This is a genomic window from Mucilaginibacter sp. P4_E8 (genome assembly GCF_056401495.1).
This window is the reverse complement of sequence record NZ_JBFUJG010000001.1, coordinates 271527-289384: the sequence shown is the minus strand read 5'-3', so window position 1 is coordinate 289384 and position 17858 is coordinate 271527. Positions and strand designations below refer to the sequence as shown.

Here is a 17858-nt window from a genome sequence, read left to right as displayed (position 1 = left end):
TAGGGGGCTTTATTTATTCTTTTCTGCAAATTCCTGCATGGCATCAATCAGCACATATACGCTGGTTATTGGCAATGCATTGTATATTGATGCTCTGAAGCCACCAACACTTCTGTGGCCTTTTATGCCCACTATTCCTCTTTCATCACATAGTTTAAGGAATGGTTTTTCGTGCTCTGGGTTTTCTGTTACAAAGCAAACATTCATGTGCGAACGATCTTCAGGAACACAAACACCTTTAAAGAAAGGGTTGCGGTCAATTTCATCATACAGCACTCTTGCTTTGGTGATGTTTTCTTGCTCAATAGCCTCAACGCCACCTTTAGCTTTTAACCAGTTAAGTGTAAGCATAGATACGTAGATAGCAAAAACCGGAGGTGTGTTGTACATAGAACCACCTTCAATTTGCGTTTGATAGTTAAACATAGCAGGGATCTTACGATCTGTTTTGCCTAAAATATCATCCTTAACAATTACCAGTGTTACACCAGCCGGACCCATATTTTTTTGAGCACCTGCGTATATCAATCCAAAATCGGCCACGTTAACCTTACGGCTGAATATATCTGACGACATATCACAAACCACCGGTATAGGTGATGATGGGAACTCTTGTAGCTGTGTACCGTAAATAGTATTGTTTGATGTGATATGGAAGTATGCAGCATCAGCAGGTACGGTATAATCCTTAGGGATATAAGTAAAGTTGCTTTCTTTTGACGACGCAACAATTTCAACCTCACCAAAGTATTTGGCTTCTTTTAAGGCTTTGTTTGCCCATACACCAGTTTCCAGGTAGGCAGCTTTGCCGCCTGCAGGCAACAGGTTATAAGGAGCCAAAGCAAACTGTGTGCTGGCACCACCTTGTAAAAATAATACCGAATAACCCTCAGGAACGTTGAATAATTCTTTTACCAACTTAACAGCTTCATCCAAAACTGCTTCAAATTCTTTTGAACGGTGCGAGATCTCCAATAATGACAATCCTGTACCATTAAAATCAATTACCGCCTCAGCAGCTTGTTTTAAAACTTCGTGAGGTAAAATGCCTGGTCCGGCACCAAAATTATGTTTCATATAGTTAACAAATTGTAGGTTCTGAATACACGATTAGGAACTTCGTATTTAGTTGGGCCGAAGTTAATTAATTTGACAAAATATATAGAGTTTATTTACATTTTTTGAAAAAATATACAATTAATCAACAAAAGGCCCTTTGATTGCAAATTTGTAATTAATCCTATTAGGTTAATAGAATTTATTACGATTGTAATAACTTTTCGGGGTATTTAAGATTGGATATGGCACCCAGTTGGTTGGCCGACGAAAACACCGAATTACCCGCGACCAGCACATTTGCACCGGCTTCAACTAATTTTTCAATATTACTCTGGTCAACTCCACCATCAACTTCAATCAGCAGGCCAGGATTTTTTTGCTGGCTTAACGCTTTAAGATCTTTCAGTTTTTTGTAGGTGTTGGGAATAAATTTCTGTCCGCCAAATCCAGGATTTACCGACATGATTAAAACCATATCCAGGTCGGCAATAATATCTTCGAGCAATGCAACAGGTGTATGCGGGTTAAGGGCCACTCCTGCCCTGCAGCCCAGCTCCTTAATGGCTTGTATTGTACGGTGTAAATGCGGGCAGGCCTCATAATGTACGGTGATACTATCGGCTCCAGCGTCTTTAAAAGCTTTTAAATAACGGTCGGGGTCAACAATCATTAAATGTACATCAAGCGGCTTGGTTGCGTGTTTTTTAGTGGCATTTACAACCGGGAAACCAAAGGATATATTAGGTACAAACATACCATCCATAATATCAACATGCACCCAATCCGCATCACTTATATTGATCATTTCCAGATCGCGTTGCAGGTTGGCAAAATCGGCAGCTAAAATTGATGGTGCTATTAAATGATTCATATGCAAATATATAAAACCCCCGGGCCAACTGGAGGAGGAGTTATTAATTTAGTGTAAACTTTTTTGGGATGAAGCAAAGTCCCACCGCGCGTCATTACGTGGTACTTAATCGCAATTAAGCAAAAGGTCATAATACTTTTTCATGAGTATGGTATCATAATTTACCAAAGAGCTATAGGCCTCTGATACCAGTTCATTTAAAATTGATGATCCAAGTTGTCCGCCTCCATTGGGAATGGAGTCATAATATACTATTAGTTCTTTAACCCTAATAATCTCATATAATAACAGCTGGACCAAATCGGTTCGTGCCCCCGACTGTATTCCATGCGGATTATTGCTGAGAAAATCTAAAGGATCATTAGTAGCAGAAGTCATGTTTTTTTCAAGCAGGATCGGACTTTACGGTTTTATTGACTATCTATTAACTATTATAAAGTTTAAACAAGTAAGTTTTGTTTTGATTTTTCAAAAAAAAACTCAGAACAAAACAGGCTAAATAGCAAAACCCTCTTATCGAGGGTTTTGCAAATAAAAATTCAATAAATTAATTTTCAGCTTTTGGTGACTCCGGCCTTGGCAATAATGCTTTGCGGGAAAGTTTAAGCTTTCCTTGTTTATCAACATCAAGCAGTTTTACTCTTACCTCATCGCCTACTTCAAATATACCGTCCATTTTTTCAATTCTGCGGTGATCAATTTCAGATATGTGCAGTAAGCCATCTTTACCAGGCATGATCTCAACAAATGCACCAAACGGCATAATTGATTTCACTTTACCTTYGTAAATTTCGCCAACTTCAGGTTTTGAAGCGATAGCGCGGATACGTGACAAGGCCTGATCAATAGATGCTTTGTTATCAGCAAATATTTGAACAATACCCTGGTTGTCTTTTTCTTCGATAGAAATGGTTGCACCTGTTTCGCGTTGCATTTCCTGGATAATTTTACCGCCGGGTCCGATAACTGCACCAATAAATTCTTTATCAATTTTGATGGTAACAATACGCGGAGCATGTGGTTTGTAATCAACACGCGGAGCAGTAAGTGTTTTAGCCATTTCACCAAGAATGTGTAAACGACCATCTTTAGCCTGGTTTAAAGCGTTGGTTAACACTTCGTACGAAAGACCATTGATCTTTAAATCCATCTGTACGGCAACTATACCATTGGCAGTACCTGTAACTTTAAAGTCCATATCACCCAGGTGATCTTCATCGCCCAGGATGTCAGAAAGGATAGCATATTTAGTACCCATTTCGTTGGTGATCAATCCCATCGCGATACCTGATACCGGCGATTTGATCTTAATACCTGCATCCATCAGCGCCAATGTACCAGCACAAACTGTAGCCATTGATGACGAACCGTTTGATTCAAGGATATCAGAAACTATACGGATAGTGTATGGGTTTTCATCCTCAGATGGTAATACTTGTTTTAATGAACGCATGGCCAGGTTACCGTGACCAATTTCGCGGCGACCAGCACCCCTGTTTGGACGAACCTCGCCGGTTGAGAAACCTGGGAAGTTATAGTGCAACAGGAATTTTTGATAACCATTAATGAACGCGCCATCAATCATTTGCTCATCATCCTTAGCACCTAAAGTAACGGTGGTTAATGATTGTGTTTCGCCACGGGTAAATACAGCCGAACCGTGAGCAGATGGTAAATAACCAACTTCGCTCCATATTGGACGGATCTGTGTAGTTGTACGACCGTCTAAACGTTTACCTTCGTCTAATACCAGGTTACGGATAGCATCGTACTCCACATCGTGGTAGTATTTTTTAGCAAGGAATTTAGTAACGTCATCAATCTCGCCTAAGGTTTCGATATAAGCGTCACGAACTTCTTTAAATTTAACCGAACGCTCGTCTTTTGCTGATGCAGAAGAAGCGATAGCGTAAACCTGATCATAAGTTGCAGCGTAGATAGCTTTTTTCAGCTCTTCGTTACTGTTTTCATGGCTGTAAACGCGTTTTTGGGTTTTGCCAACTTCAACGGTTAGTTCTTTTTGAGCTAAACACTGTAGTTTAATAGCGGTGTGTGCAAATTTAATAGCTTCAACAAGCTCAGCTTCCTGAATTTCTTTTGATTCGCCTTCAACCATGTTAATGTCATGCTCGCTACCGGCAACAATAAACTCTAAAGTAGCTTTTTCTAACTGGCTTAAAGTTGGGTTGATAACTAACTGACCATCAACTTTAGCTACACGAACTTCAGAAATAGGACCGTTAAAAGGGATATCAGAAACAGACAAAGCCGCTGATGCTGCCAAACCGGCAAGGCAATCAGGCATAATATCTTTATCTGCAGATATTAAGGAAATCATCACCTGGGTATCAGCATGATAATCTTCAGGGAACATTGGGCGTAAAGCACGGTCAACCAAACGCGAAATTAAAACCTCATAGTCTGATAAACGTGCTTCGCGGCGTAAAAAACCACCCGGGATACGACCGGTGGCAGCGTATTTTTCCTGATAATCAACAGAAAGGGGTAAAAAATCAACTCCCTCTTTCGCCTCGGGCGATGATACTACAGTAGCCAGTAACATGGTATCACCCATTTTAATTACTACAGAGCCATCAGCTTGTTTGGCCAGTTTACCGGTTTCGATCTCAATGGTGCGGCCGTCACCTAAATCAATAACCTTTTTAATTACGTTTAAACTCATCTTTTTTTGTTTGTGATGCACTTTTCATCTTTCGGAGCGCATCGGTTTTATGTGTGTGAATATTGTTTCAAAGTAAAAAAGCCATCCTCTTAATCAGGATGGCTTTTAAATAAAAAAGGAGAGAATTACTTAATGATATCCCTTAGCTGTAGCGCTTTGATGATAGCACGGTATCTTTCAATGTCTTTTTTGTATAAGTAAGCCAATAATGCACGGCGTTTACCTACTAATTTTTGAAGTGATAACTGGGTCGAAAAATCATGTTTGTTTTTTTTCAGGTGACCAGTTAAATGTGCAATACGGGTTGTAAATAAAGCTACCTGTCCTTCTGCAGAACCTGTGTCTGTAGCTGATTTACCGTGTTTTGCAAAGATCTCTGCCTTTGCTTCTTTACCTAAATACATTACTTGAATAATATTAAAGCGTGAATGATTAATTATTTGAGGTGCAAAGATACAGTTAGTGTTTCATATTTGCAAGGGATTTAGCAAGTTGAATTAGCGGATATTTACTTAATTACCTACCCAGCTTTTATAAATAGCCGCCTGCAAAGAGTCGGGCTTGGGCAGCGGACTTATCTTAAAGGTTTTCTCTTTTTTAGTACCTAATACAATAGCAACATCTTGCTTTACCAATCCTTTTTGCACTGTAAGCTTCAGGGTATCGCCGTTATTTTTTGATTCAAATGAGTGATAAAGTAGCTGTTGTGTTGCAGGACTACCGTCTATAGTCAATATGATAGTCCCTCCTCTTATATTTTTGTTCCAGGCCGGCGAATTGGGTTCAACCGTAACTATTTTCAATGTATCTCGCTGCTGCCTTACGTTAATACCAATCCAGGAGTTAAGGGTCCTGGTTGCATTGGTATCTATGGACAGGCCGCCGTAAGCAAAGTATTTTGGATAATCGGGTGGTTTAACGGTCGAAGCATATTCAAACAATTCAGGAAGTGGTATGCCGGCCATCTTTTCGCACCCGTTCCTAAACTCCTGCTCTGTAAAACCACGTTTTAACTGTTTATAGTATTTAAAATAAAGCAGGCGCATTACATCATCAAGCGTTTTTTTATTTTTGGTAGCATGACGTATGCTAAAATCAAGCATTAATCCAAGTATCGGCCCCTTATCATAATAAGAGATGGTTTTATTAATATCTTCATTTACAAGCCCGTTTGGCCCATCGTTCCAGGTATTGTAGCTGGCCTGCGTGGCCGACTGGAAAAAATGTCCGGGCTTATTTTCATAGTTTTGAATATTGTTGCTGAAATCTCCCAGCATATCTTCATTACTCATTAAACCGGCACGCCTAACTATCAGGTATTCATAATAAACTGTAAATCCTTCAGATACCCAAAGCATATTAGTATGGTTTTCTTTTGAATAATCAAAAGGGCCCAGTTCAATTGGTCTTATGCGCTTTACGTTATAATGGTGAAAATACTCATGCGCAATAAAATTGTACAGCTTTTTCCTGGCCTCCGGCGAATTAAAACCTTCGCCGCCGCTAAAGCTCAATGAGGTAGAATTTAAATGTTCAATTCCGCCGCCGCCTGCTCCTATTGATAAAAATGTGTAATGGGTATAAGGTATTTCGCCAATAATGTTGCTGCCTGTTTCCACAATCTTTTTCAGATCATCCATGAACGCCTGCCGGTCAAAAGCCGGAAGCTGATAGCCAATAAAATTATGCGGCTTATTTTTCACGGTAAACGGAGGCAGTACCTCCAAATTACCCATCAGAAAGGGGCTATCATATAATATATCAAAATCATCGGCTTTGTACACATGGTATTTGCCTGGGATGGTATCAAGCCCGGTTGCTACCCTATCGGTCCATTTGCTGTATGGCTTCATTGCAATAGTAACCGGGTGCTGCAGTTCCTGATCAAGGTACATGAACAAACCTCCGGGTGTGATGTATCCCCTTGTTTCATCAAGGTACACATTACCCACAAAGGCAATTGTAGCCTTAACATCGTATGAAACTTTTACTATACCTGTGTTATTGCGGTAAACACGCCAAACGTTTTTAGATGGTTTTTCCCACTTTAGCCCGGTACCTTTAGCATCAGTAACATTGAAATTTTGAACAGCACCTGCAAAATCAAGCAGTTGGTAATAACCAGGTGTCCAGGCGCACATTTTAAAGTCGAGTGTTTTCCCCGGGGCCTTGCTTGTTAGCTCCACATGGTAAAAATGGTCAGCCGCTTTTTCCATAGAAACGGCATATTGCATATTTACCTGTTTCTGCTGTGCCTGTACAGCAAAATGTAATGATAAAAAAGCAAGCGGCAATAGTTTACGCAGTATTTTCATTGTAGTGATGAAAGTTTGTTCCGAAGATAAAAAAACCGAATAGATAAATAGAGATTGGTAAAGCAGATTATAAAAAAATAGCTACTCATTGATCAACCACACACTTAATAAACCAACTCGCTATCTTTGCCACATGAATACTCCTGTATATTCCACCTTCGAAACCGAATTTCGTGTACGCCCTGATGATATTGATATGTTTCAGCATGTGCATAACAGTAAATATTTTGATTATGTACTGGCAGCCCGGTATGATCAGATGGAACGCTGCTATGGGATGGCCATGGAAAAATTCATGGAGCGTGGCTTTGGATGGGTAGTAAGCACGGCTCATGTCCATTACAAACGCGCCTTAACTATGGGCGACTATTTCATCGTAAAAACAGGTATCGAAACCATTGACAGCAAAGGCTGCCGGGTAAAATTCAGCATCACTAACAAGGCCACCAATAAAATTTGCTGCGATGGCTGGTTTGATTACACCATGATAGATATGGCTACAGGTCGCGGAGCTAAGATCCCGCAGGATGTGATTGACCAGTATTTGATATAGTGGTGGAAGTTTGTAATTACTTTGTTATTTMTATAAAATTTGGTATTTTAATAATTAATTCCTTCAAATTCCAATTCAAATTTTAAGTAAGCTTTTTTTGCTTGGAATAGTTTTATCCTGCCATTGCTTTGTTCGCATATATTGACTATGAGTTTTTTATTCTCAGAAGATGCATTCATACCTAAATAAATAACTTCAAGCGAATCTTGAAAATACTGTCGTCTCTCTTCAATTGGATGTAAAAAAATCCTATACTCAAGTTCATAATACCAAAATGGTGCTTTTGTTAGAAATATTGGCCTGAAAGATTTATTAATTTCTGATAAATCGTGGTTAAAAGGTGGATATACTAATGGAAATTCCGAATATTTAACTTCTCCAAGTGCGGGTGTATCCAATAACTCGAGAAAACTATTGGTATTAAATTGCAAGCATACACCTTTGTGTTGGTCTGCATAATGAGACCAAAGTAAAATATTTTCATTAACCATACAGGTACTAAGAATGCCAAATTCTTTAATTGCCTCTGCCTGTTTTTGAATACCAAATTCGTTGTGTAAACCTTCAAAATAATTCTTATCGTTTTTTTTTGATAACATAAATTTGACGTTATCATTCACAAATTGCACTCTTTGATCTTCAGAAAAATTAGGAAATTTATAGATAGAAAAGTCGTGATAATATTTCTTACAAAAATCTTCGTCTTCAGATAGTAGATCATATGCGAAAGGGGTAGTACAATCAAAAGGATCATTAAATGTGGAAGGGTCACTAAACCAAAGATAACCACCTAACAAGCTATTTATATTGTGGGCTTTTGATAAATCGAGATATTTGAAGATTTTTTTAGGTATGGCTCCAAATTTATCTGTATTATAAGCAGGAATTATTTGCTTGCCAGATATTGTGTCCCTCTCAATATAATAATGTTCCGATAAAATTGTCATTCAGGGCTTATTTTATTCAAATATAATTAACTAGCATTAATTAAAATCCGCAACTCACAACTTAACTCTCCTTACTCACCATTCCCTGGTACCTGTAATAGTTATTATAAAAAAATAAATAAGCAACAACCAAATTCAGCGGTATCAGCAGCCATAATAAGTGGAACATAATAACCCAGAACAACACCATAAACAGGCCGAGGATCCATTGCAGGTATTTATCCATATCCAAACCAAACCAATAAAGCAAACAATGAAACAGCAGGGCGGTGCTCAAACCAGCCAGCAATAACTCCGCAGCCATCAGCGGGTGGAACCTGCTGAAAAGCCACACGCCCTCGGGCAGCAGCAAAAAGAAATAAACACCAATAAAATTCAGGAATAGCCTGTACCTGCTATAAGGCAAATTCCTCGAAAAGCTTAGCAAAGTTTCCTCAAAACGGCGTTCCTCAAATATTAAAACAACATGCGCAGTTATTACCGCCAATATAGCTATGCCCGCCACCCGCAGGTCGGTTTTAACATCAGCAAACAAATAAAACACCCCACTTATAATTAACCACGACAACCCTTTGGTGATCAAATAAGGCACTTTTTTACTGTCGAAAATATGATAAATATACAGGCTGAAATAGGGTTTACGCCATTTACCGCTTAGTTTCAACAATAAGGATTGGTTACTGCCATCAACCAAACGGTTAACCATGCGCACATATAACAAAGCGCTGCACCAGATCATGGCTGTTAAAAACACCAGGATCACCAGAGGCAGTATATAATAATGGTGTGATAAACCCACCAACACCGCCAGTAAAGCATAAATAATAACGGGGGCCAAAATAACAGCCTGCACATAATACCAGCTTTTACGCTGGGCCGACCGGCTTAATGATGTACTGCTATAAAATAAAAATTGCTTATCAGGCGCATAAAACTGCCCAATAATATAGTGCCAGCTTTTTAAAATATATAACAGCCATACACCAATTACCAAAAGCAGCATCATGGGGCTGCTTGTCATGGCCAGCATTAATGATGTGTGATAGGTTATCAGCATATTGCCGGGCACCGTGCCCACCATTACAAAAAACACGAAAAACAATATACCGGCATGTACCTGGTAAAAGCCACTGGCAAATACTTTAATCAATACTTTGGTGAGGGGCTGTTGCATCAGGCAATAAATTTCAGAGTTTGCTCCTCAACCAACAGCTCATGGGCTACGGGCAGTTCGGTATGTTCCAAAGCCTGGTGCGATGATAGCAGGAAACTTGTGCCCTCCTGCTGGTAACGTTCGGCAATCCAGCTGTTGAGTATTTTCAGGGATGCAGTATCAATAGTGATCAAAGGTTCATCCAACAGGATCAACTTTGGTTTACCCATAAATGCCAATACCAGCGACAGTTTTTTTAGCATCCCGCTGGAGTAGGTACCTACAGGTCGCTCCACATAAGCCTGCATCTGCATGGTTTCTATATAATGCTGCTCCTGCCCTGCCGGCGCGTCTTTGGCCTGTGCAAACAGCGCTATCAGTTCCTTACCCGTTAAAAATTCGGGAAATATGGGCTCAGCTTCCGCAAAGTTCACCAGTCTGCGGTAGGCCACTGGTTGCTTTTTTATGCTGATGCTGTTGCTCAGCAAAATATCGCCTTCAAAGGACAATATACCGGCAATAGATTTAAGCAAGGTACTTTTACCCGAACCGTTTACCCCTTTTATCCAGTATATCCCGGGATCAATGGATAGTTCATCAACTTTTAACGCCAGGAAACCACCATATAATTTTTTGAATTTTATAAATTGAAGCATTGGTGATTTGATGCTGAAAGGATTACCATGTTACATTTTTATTTATTTATAAGACAACGAATAGACTCACCCCGTCTGCGCTTTGCTGGATGATCCTCTCCTCGCCTGCGGCGGAGGGTTGAGGAGAAAAATAATTTTGTCATGCTGAACAGCGTGAAGCATCTATTCAACACCATGTTAATTCGCGAATAGATCCTTCGCTATCGCTCAGGATGACAAAACCCTCCCCTCTTTCCGCCGCAGGTGAAGAGAGGGAGACCAAGCGTAGCGATGGTCGGGTGAGTCTATTTTACACCATGCAGTTCACACCTAATAAATCCGAATTCGAACATCCGAAATTCCCAAATCCGAAATCAGATCGCCCCTTCTATCAGCGCCCCATAAAATTCGCCCAGATCCATGCCTRCTGCCCTTACCTGCTGCGGTATCAGGCTATTGGCCGATTGTCCCGGTGTGGTATTTACTTCGATAAAATAAAAATCATTGGTACCCTCCAGCAAGATAAAATCAACCCGTACCATACCTTTGCAATTAAGGCGCATGTATACTTCGGTCACAATATCAGCTATCCGCTCATTTTGCTCTGCCGACAGATCTGCCGGGGTTACTTCTTTGGTTACGCCCGATGTATATTTGGCCTCATAATCAAAAAAATCTTTGGACGTGATGATCTCTGTAGCCGGTAAAACGGTTATTTTACCATGCAGCCGGGCTATACCAATGCTAAATTCGCGGCCTTTTATAAATTCCTCTACCAATATCTGCTCATCTTCATGAAATGCTTTTTTAAGCGCGTCGGGCAACCCGGCAACATTATAAACTTTGCTCATGCCCACGCTGCTCCCTCCGTTATTGGGTTTAATAAACAGCGGAAATTTTAAGGTAGCGGCAACAATGGCTACATCGTGCATATCCTGTTCAAACAGGCGCATAGAATGGGCAGTATGCAAGCCGTGAATCCCATTTACGATGGTTTTGGTATAAGCCTTATTCATGGTAATACCCGATGTGGTAGCATCGCATGTATTATAAGGTATACCCAGCATATCAAAATAGCCCTGTAGTTTACCGTCTTCGCCTGGGGTGCCGTGTATGGTGATAAAAGCAAAGTCGAACTTTATTTTTTCGCCATGAATGCTGATCGTGAAATCATTTTTATCTACATCTACAGGGCCATTATCTGATTCATAAAACCACCTGTCGCGATTGATGAATATGGTATAAACCTTATACTTATCGGCCGATAAATTATTAGCAATATTTTTGGCGCTATTTACAGATACTTCATACTCGCCGGTAAAACCACCGGCCAAAAGGGCTATGTTCTTCTTCATATTTCGGATTTCAGATGTTCGATTTGGGATTTGTTTTTTCAAATGCCTTATTCGATTTCGAAATTAGAATAATAGTCTTAAATATTCTTATTCGAAATCATAAATTCAATTTTTTTAAATCCGAAACGGCAAAGCCATCCCGAACACCTTGGGGATCAACGATCGTGAAAAATCGAACATCTGAAATCCGAAATCCAAAATAATCACTATGTTTGATACTTATTTGACTATAATTATCCTTACATATACTGATGAGCAAATTTGGGGCTTACTTAAAAACAAAATCATTTCGGACTAACATTATCCTGGCTATTATTACGGTAATAGTTGTGGTTTTAATAGCTTTTTATAGTCTTGGATATTATACCAATCACGGATCGGGCATACCTGTACCAAAACTGAAGGGACAATCTGTTGACCGTGCTGTGGCACTGCTAAAAGAACAAGGTTTTGGCTATAAAATCGACTCGGTGTATGTACAGGATGTTGCTCCCGGAACCATTGTTGAACAAGATCCTGACGCCGGTACCAATGTAAAGGAAGGCCGGGTAATTTACCTGACTATGGTAACCCTGCTGGCCCCCAACATTTCACTGCCCGATCTGGAACAAAGCAGTTACAGAGAGGCTACTGCAACCTTACAAAATTATGGTTTAAAGGTTGGGGATACTACCTACCGCTCAGACATTGCCCGCGACCGTATATTGGAAGTGCGCTTTGGCGGCCAGGTAATTAAAGCCGGTACCAAAATACCAAAAGGATCACGTATTGACCTGGTTTTAGGTGATGGCGAAGGTGCCAGCGAAGTGGAGATACCTGAATTGGTAAACCTTGATCTGGATGCTGCACGTTTTGCCATCAAAGGATCGGGCTTAACTATAGGCACAATCACGTACCAGGGCACTATTACCGACTCGACCAATGTGGTTGTAACTGCACAATATCCCATGCGTACAGACTCGTTAAGCAAAACCAGTATTGGCACACGTATAAACATTACGGTTACACAAGGTACAAAAACAACAGATGCCCCAACAAATTAATGCAGCCGACTTGCTTACCCGCCTAAACAACGGCGAGCAATTAAACTTGATTGATGTAAGGGAAATCATGGAATACCACACCTATAATATAGGTGGACAAAACATTCCATTGTCAAAGCTGGAGCAAGGCATAAATGAGCTGGGTTACAACAAAACCGACGAGATAATCGTTATTTGCAAGGTTGGTTTAAGGAGCGAAACTGCCCAAACTATATTGCAGCAAAATGGTTATCAAGATGTTAAAAACTTAACCGGTGGATTAATCGCGCTCCAAAAACTAAAATAATCATTAAACACTCTATTTATTATGACTGAACAAAAGGCGCCGTCAAAGGGAATATTCAAAAAATTCATCATAGCCCTGGTGCTTGTTATTATTGTTTTACTGGGTTTTACAGCGGTAAACTATTATTTTAAATATTTTGGCCCCAACGTAACCAACAAACAGGAATATTTATACATACATACCGGTGCCACTTATGATGAGGTGCTAAAAACCATACAACAACAGGATATAGTTAAGGATACCGTTTCATTTAACTGGGCGGCAACCAATATGAACTATGTAAAAAGGGTAAAACCTGGTAAATACCGCCTGCACGCGGGTATGGGCAACCGCAAACTGATCAACATGCTGGCATCAGGCACACAGGAACCTGTACAGCTTGAATTTCATGGCTTAAGGCAAAAAGAACAGTTTGCCGGCTTTGTATCTAAAAAGATCGAGCCCGATTCAACTTCAATTATCAATCTGCTTGATTCTGCAAGTTATGTTGCCCAATATGGTTTTACTACCGATAATGTGTATACCATGTTTATGCCCAACTCCTACCAACTGTACTGGAATACATCGCCCGATAAATTCTTTAAAAGGATGTATGCCAACTACGAAAAATTCTGGACCCCGGAGCGCAAACAACAGGCTGCGGTTATTAACCTGTCGCCACCAGATGTATCTGTTTTAGCCTCTATAGTTGATGCCGAAGCCTTACATGATGATGAAATGCCCGCCGTGGCTGGTTTGTACCTAAACAGGCTTAAAAAGGGCATGAAACTGGAAGCCGACCCTACTGTTATCTTCGCCCTGAACGATTTTACCATTAAAAGGGTTTTAAATCGGTATCTGTCATACAATTCACCTTATAATACCTACCTGCATAAAGGTTTGCCCCCCGGCCCTATCATGATGCCATCGGTTAGCGCGGTAAAGGCCGTACTTAACTATCAAAAAAGCGATTATATTTATATGTGCGCCAAGGCAGATTTTTCTGGCTATCATGCTTTTGCTACCAATGTTGCAGACCATTTGGTGAATGCGCATAAATTTCAGGAGGCACTTAACCAAAGAAACATCAAGCGGTAATGTTTGAGAATACCACCAAAATAAGGGTGCGGTACGGCGAAACCGACCAGATGGGCTACATGTATTATGGCAACTATGCCGAGTTTTATGAGGTTGGCCGGGTTGAAATGCTCAGGAGTCTGGGGTTGACCTATAGCGGCATGGAACAATCGGGTATTATGATGCCAGTATTGGAGCTAAAATGCAAGTATTTAAAGCCCGCCCTGTATGATGAGGAGATTAGCGTTAAAGTGATCATGGATAAAATGCCGGGCATACGCATCCATTTCAGGTATGAGCTTTATAATGAAAAAGCCGAACTGATAAACCAGGGTGAAACCCTGCTGGTGTTTATTAATATGACAACCAACCGCCCCTGCCTCCCACCGCAGGATTTTATAGATAAATTAATACCATTTTTTGAGTAATTTGGCTTAAATGAAATGGCTACATCATTTTTTGCTCCGGTTTGCTTTTTACCGATACCTTATTGACTGGACAAAATTCATCATACTTCCAGGGTTTCGCCCGCTCCCATTGTATACAGTTATTGATTTTTTTATTAAAGAGGTAAGCAATAGCTCATTAGTTAACAGGGCTTCGTCATTAGCTTATAACTTTATGCTGGCCATTTTTCCAGCCACTATATTTTTATGTACGCTCATCCCTTATATACCCATAGATGACTTTCAAAGGGAATTATTGCAAATATTGGCAAGTATTATGCCTACTAACGCTTATTTGACGTTCAGAGAAACCATCATTGATATCATCAAGAATCAAAACGGGAAACTGCTGTCGTTTGGTTTTTTGACAACGCTGTATTTTGCTACCAACGGCGTAACTAACCTGATGAAAGCCTTTAATAAATCATCGCTCATTACAGACAGGCGCAGCTGGTTAAAAAAACGAGGCGTAGCGCTTGCGCTTACCGTAGCCATCAGTTTCGCGCTTGTGGTAGCAATAGGTATCCTGGTAGCCGGCCAGGGCTTTATAAGCTTTATAAAGCACCATTTTGCAAGCAGAAACTTATTCTGGTATTATTGTATATTATTATTTCGCTGGATTGTTAGCTGGCTTGTTATTATCATTATATTTTTTGCCACTATATCTGTTTTATACCGTTACGGACCGGCGCACAAAAAAAGGTGGAAATTTATAAATCCGGGATCAATTTTGGCAACAGGGCTGGCAATATTAACCTCATTAGGGTTCTCTTATTACATTAACAACTTCTCATCATACAATAAGGTATACGGCTCCATAGGAACATTGATCGTAGTGATGATCTGGATGTATTTAAACTCGCTGATTTTGCTCATCGGGTTCGAGTTAAACGCAAGTATTGAGCTTTCCAAACGCAATCTCAGGATCGTAAAACCCCGTTTTAACAGCTTTAGGAGCAAAAAAAATGATATTTCAAAAAATTAAACAACTGGCTCTCAAACGGTTATTAGCTAATATTAATTAAATGAAAAAAAACGGTAAACAGATTTGTCAATTCGGTTCAGATTTGTACTTTTGTCGCCGGAGAGCTGGCAGAGTGGTCGATTGCGGCAGTCTTGAAAACTGTTGAACTGTGAAAGGTTCCTGGGGTTCGAATCCCTAGCTCTCCGCTCCTTACATCATCAAAAATGAACAAAACCCTGTAAACCAATAGTTTACAGGGTTTTTTATTCGAATCAACTGCCCAAAAAACACCAAAAATGCTCAAAAGTTCGTGGCAAAATCGTGGCAATTTATATTTTGAGAAAAATTGCCACGAATAGTCACTTAACTTATTGACTATCAAGTTGTTCACAAGGTGAACATCTTGATTCCCAACCGCTGTATTTCGACATTTATTCACTCTTAATTGTAGCAATTATGTTGGAAAAAAGCTTTGGCTTACTGTTCTTCCTGAAACAGTCAGGAAACGAGCCTAAAAAGTACATTTATTTACGCATTACCGTAGATGGACACCCGGTGGAACGATCCACCAAAATGCAGTGGTGGGAAAACCGCTGGGATCAGGAAAAAGGCCGGGCCACCGGCGTCAAGCAGGATGCCCAGGACTTAAATTTCTACCTAGATACCCTGGCAAACAAAGTATTTCAGGCACGGAAACAACTTATAGAGGATGAGGAAATCATCACCGCAGAGTTGCTTCGCGACATGCTGATCGGTAAGTATCAGCGAAAAAAGATCATGGAGGTGTTTGCAGAACATAACAAGCAAATGGAGGCGCTTATTGGTAAGGACTTCGCTAAAGGTACTTTAGAACGCTATGAAACCTCTTTTGATCATACCAGGGCCTTTATGCAATGGCAGTACCAGTTGGAAGACCTAAGTATTCGCAAACTCGATTATTTCTTTATCGAACAATATGCATTCTGGCTGAAAACCGTTCGTAAATGCAATCACAACACTACGGTTAAATACCTGGCTAACTTCAAAAAAATCGTACTGATCTGTGTGAAGAATAAATGGTTGCCCGGGGATCCATTTGCGAATTTTAAACTGACAAAAAAACCAGTCTTCCGTGACCCGCTTACCGAATGGGAACTAGAAACAATTATTAGAAACGACTTTGAAAATGAACGACTGAATAATGTTAAGGACATTTTTTTATTCGCTTGTTACACCGGATTAGCCTACGCAGATGTGAAAAAACTGAAGCGGTCGGAGATTATGAAAGGCGTTGACGGCGAACAGTGGATATTCACTCCACGTCAGAAAACCGAAACACCCTGTCCCATTCCATTATTACCCGTAGCATTGCAAATACTGGATAAATATGCCAGTCATCCAAAATGCGTTAATCAGGACCGGGCCTTACCAACACTTTCTAATCAAAAAATGAACGCCTACCTGAAGGAGATCGGTGATATCTGCGGTATCCGGATGGCGCTTACTTTTCACCGGGCACGCCACACCTTTGCAACGACCATCACCTTAAGCAATGGTGTGCCGATAGAAACCGTAGCCAAAATGCTTGGACATACCACACTGGCGCAGACTCAACACTATGCCAAAGTCATGCATGCTAAGATCGCCATGGATATGGCAGCATTGCGCGAAAAATATGCGGTGACCGCACCTGATGCAGAATTGGAAGGTGTGACAGTGATATTGGAACCGGTTAAACAGCTTAAAACGTTGCTAAAATACAATTATGTGTTGGTCGCGTAATAGGCGATAAATCTATAAGGTCACATTTTGTGACCTTATAGACGAAACTTAAAGCTTTCATGCGAATAGGTCTTAAGGTCGCATTTTGCGACCTTAAGATTGCAGCTGATAACTATTAACCAGTTAAATGAATATAACGATGAAAGATCAAATTTTGCCTGATGAGGCTATCACTACTAAAATTTACTTAATACGAGGACAAAAGGTTATGCTGGACAGTGATTTAGCCGAACTCTATAACGTTGAAACTAAACGTCTGAAAGAACAGGTAAAACGGAATATTGAGCGGTTTCCTGCCGAAACTTATATGTTTGAGTTAACACAAGACGAGTTTCAGTTTTTGAGGTCGCATTTTGCGACCTCAAACGATGGTCGCGGTGGCTCCCGGTATTTACCTATGGCATTTACTGAGCACGGCATACTTCAACTTTCAAATGTGCTTAAAAGTCAAAGAGCTATTGCTGTAAGCTTTTTAATCATTGATGTATTTGTCAAACTAAGGAAAACGCTGTCTGACCAAACTGAAATATGGTTAGCTATCGAAAAAATCAAAGGAAAACTGGATAGTCAGGATAAAAGCATGGACATCATCTTTAGGTATCTCGATGAAATATCTGATCGGATACCACAGATACCTGAACATGGGCAAAGAAAAAGAATAGGTTATAAACCAGGAGCGGATTGATAAATTGGAGGTCACAAATGGCGACCTCCAATTTACATTGTCCTAA

At 40.3% G+C, this 17858-nt stretch carries 18 protein-coding genes and 1 tRNA gene; 9 read left to right on the top strand and 10 right to left on the bottom strand.

The annotated features are described in order from the left end of the window. Positions 1 to 9 precede the first annotated feature (9 nt). The 6 genes from serC to AC1DRQ_RS01420 form a co-directional block, all read right to left on the bottom strand. On the bottom strand, positions 10 to 1077 hold the full coding sequence (gene serC / locus AC1DRQ_RS01445; protein ID WP_477421867.1) for a 3-phosphoserine/phosphohydroxythreonine transaminase: 1068 nt from the start codon (positions 1075 to 1077) through the stop codon (positions 10 to 12). 184 nt (positions 1078 to 1261) lie between these two features. Beyond that, positions 1262 to 1930, bottom strand: coding sequence for a ribulose-phosphate 3-epimerase (rpe, locus tag AC1DRQ_RS01440; RefSeq protein ID WP_477421866.1), 669 nt, complete (start codon positions 1928 to 1930; stop codon positions 1262 to 1264). Between the two features lie 105 nt (positions 1931 to 2035). After that, positions 2036 to 2308, bottom strand: coding sequence for a hypothetical protein (locus AC1DRQ_RS01435; protein WP_429391909.1), 273 nt, complete (start codon positions 2306 to 2308; stop codon positions 2036 to 2038). Positions 2309 to 2477: 169 nt separating this feature from the next. Beyond that, positions 2478 to 4613, bottom strand: a complete 2136-nt coding sequence (gene pnp / locus AC1DRQ_RS01430; RefSeq protein WP_477421865.1) for a polyribonucleotide nucleotidyltransferase — start codon at positions 4611 to 4613, stop codon at positions 2478 to 2480. Positions 4614 to 4738: 125 nt separating this feature from the next. After that, the gene (gene rpsO / locus AC1DRQ_RS01425; RefSeq protein ID WP_112571906.1) at positions 4739 to 5017 is read right to left on the bottom strand and encodes a 30S ribosomal protein S15; all 279 of its coding nucleotides are present in this window, start codon (positions 5015 to 5017) and stop codon (positions 4739 to 4741) included. A gap of 108 nt (positions 5018 to 5125) precedes the next feature. Beyond that, the gene (locus tag AC1DRQ_RS01420; protein ID WP_477421864.1) at positions 5126 to 6928 is read right to left on the bottom strand and encodes a M61 family metallopeptidase; all 1803 of its coding nucleotides are present in this window, start codon (positions 6926 to 6928) and stop codon (positions 5126 to 5128) included. 133 nt (positions 6929 to 7061) lie between these two features. Here AC1DRQ_RS01420 and AC1DRQ_RS01415 point away from each other — a divergent pair, with 133 nt between their 5' ends. Continuing rightward, entirely contained in the window at positions 7062 to 7481 is a 420-nt protein-coding gene (locus tag AC1DRQ_RS01415; protein ID WP_477421863.1) for an acyl-CoA thioesterase, read from the top strand. A gap of 47 nt (positions 7482 to 7528) precedes the next feature. On the opposite strand, the gene AC1DRQ_RS01410 is transcribed toward AC1DRQ_RS01415, so the two are convergent. The 4 genes from AC1DRQ_RS01410 to AC1DRQ_RS01395 all read right to left on the bottom strand — a co-directional run bounded on the left by AC1DRQ_RS01410 (position 7529) and on the right by AC1DRQ_RS01395 (position 11571). Next, entirely contained in the window at positions 7529 to 8428 is a 900-nt protein-coding gene (locus AC1DRQ_RS01410) for a DUF2971 domain-containing protein (RefSeq protein ID WP_477421862.1), read from the bottom strand. Positions 8429 to 8489: 61 nt separating this feature from the next. Next, positions 8490 to 9602 (bottom strand): hypothetical protein, encoded by a 1113-nt coding sequence (locus tag AC1DRQ_RS01405; protein WP_477421861.1) that lies wholly within the window; start codon positions 9600 to 9602, stop codon positions 8490 to 8492. Beyond that, positions 9602 to 10237, bottom strand: a complete 636-nt coding sequence (locus AC1DRQ_RS01400; protein WP_477421860.1) for an ABC transporter ATP-binding protein — start codon at positions 10235 to 10237, stop codon at positions 9602 to 9604. The genes AC1DRQ_RS01405 and AC1DRQ_RS01400 overlap by 1 nt, the downstream gene beginning before the upstream one ends. Positions 10238 to 10590: 353 nt before the next feature. After that, complete coding sequence (locus AC1DRQ_RS01395) at positions 10591 to 11571, bottom strand: D-alanine--D-alanine ligase (protein ID WP_477421859.1); 981 nt, start codon at positions 11569 to 11571, stop codon at positions 10591 to 10593. Between the two features lie 251 nt (positions 11572 to 11822). Between AC1DRQ_RS01395 and AC1DRQ_RS01390 the strand changes: the two genes are divergently transcribed. From AC1DRQ_RS01390 to AC1DRQ_RS01355, 8 genes are all read left to right on the top strand, one after another. Next, positions 11823 to 12614 (top strand): PASTA domain-containing protein, encoded by a 792-nt coding sequence (locus AC1DRQ_RS01390; protein ID WP_477421858.1) that lies wholly within the window; start codon positions 11823 to 11825, stop codon positions 12612 to 12614. Continuing rightward, on the top strand, positions 12598 to 12900 hold the full coding sequence (locus AC1DRQ_RS01385) for a rhodanese-like domain-containing protein (RefSeq protein WP_477421857.1): 303 nt from the start codon (positions 12598 to 12600) through the stop codon (positions 12898 to 12900). Before AC1DRQ_RS01390 ends, AC1DRQ_RS01385 begins: the two co-directional genes overlap by 17 nt. A 21-nt stretch (positions 12901 to 12921) precedes the next feature. Next, complete coding sequence (gene mltG / locus AC1DRQ_RS01380; RefSeq protein ID WP_477421856.1) at positions 12922 to 13977, top strand: endolytic transglycosylase MltG; 1056 nt, start codon at positions 12922 to 12924, stop codon at positions 13975 to 13977. Next, positions 13977 to 14384, top strand: coding sequence for an acyl-CoA thioesterase (locus AC1DRQ_RS01375; RefSeq protein WP_477421855.1), 408 nt, complete (start codon positions 13977 to 13979; stop codon positions 14382 to 14384). Before mltG ends, AC1DRQ_RS01375 begins: the two co-directional genes overlap by 1 nt. 10 nt (positions 14385 to 14394) lie before the next feature. Then, positions 14395 to 15387 (top strand): YihY/virulence factor BrkB family protein, encoded by a 993-nt coding sequence (locus AC1DRQ_RS01370; protein ID WP_477421854.1) that lies wholly within the window; start codon positions 14395 to 14397, stop codon positions 15385 to 15387. Positions 15388 to 15485: 98 nt separating this feature from the next. Continuing rightward, positions 15486 to 15572: transfer RNA gene (locus AC1DRQ_RS01365), tRNA-Ser, on the top strand. 250 nt (positions 15573 to 15822) lie between these two features. Beyond that, positions 15823 to 17127, top strand: coding sequence for a site-specific integrase (locus AC1DRQ_RS01360; RefSeq protein WP_477421853.1), 1305 nt, complete (start codon positions 15823 to 15825; stop codon positions 17125 to 17127). Between the two features lie 139 nt (positions 17128 to 17266). After that, the gene (locus AC1DRQ_RS01355) at positions 17267 to 17812 is read left to right on the top strand and encodes an ORF6N domain-containing protein (protein WP_477421852.1); all 546 of its coding nucleotides are present in this window, start codon (positions 17267 to 17269) and stop codon (positions 17810 to 17812) included. Positions 17813 to 17858 lie beyond the last annotated feature (46 nt).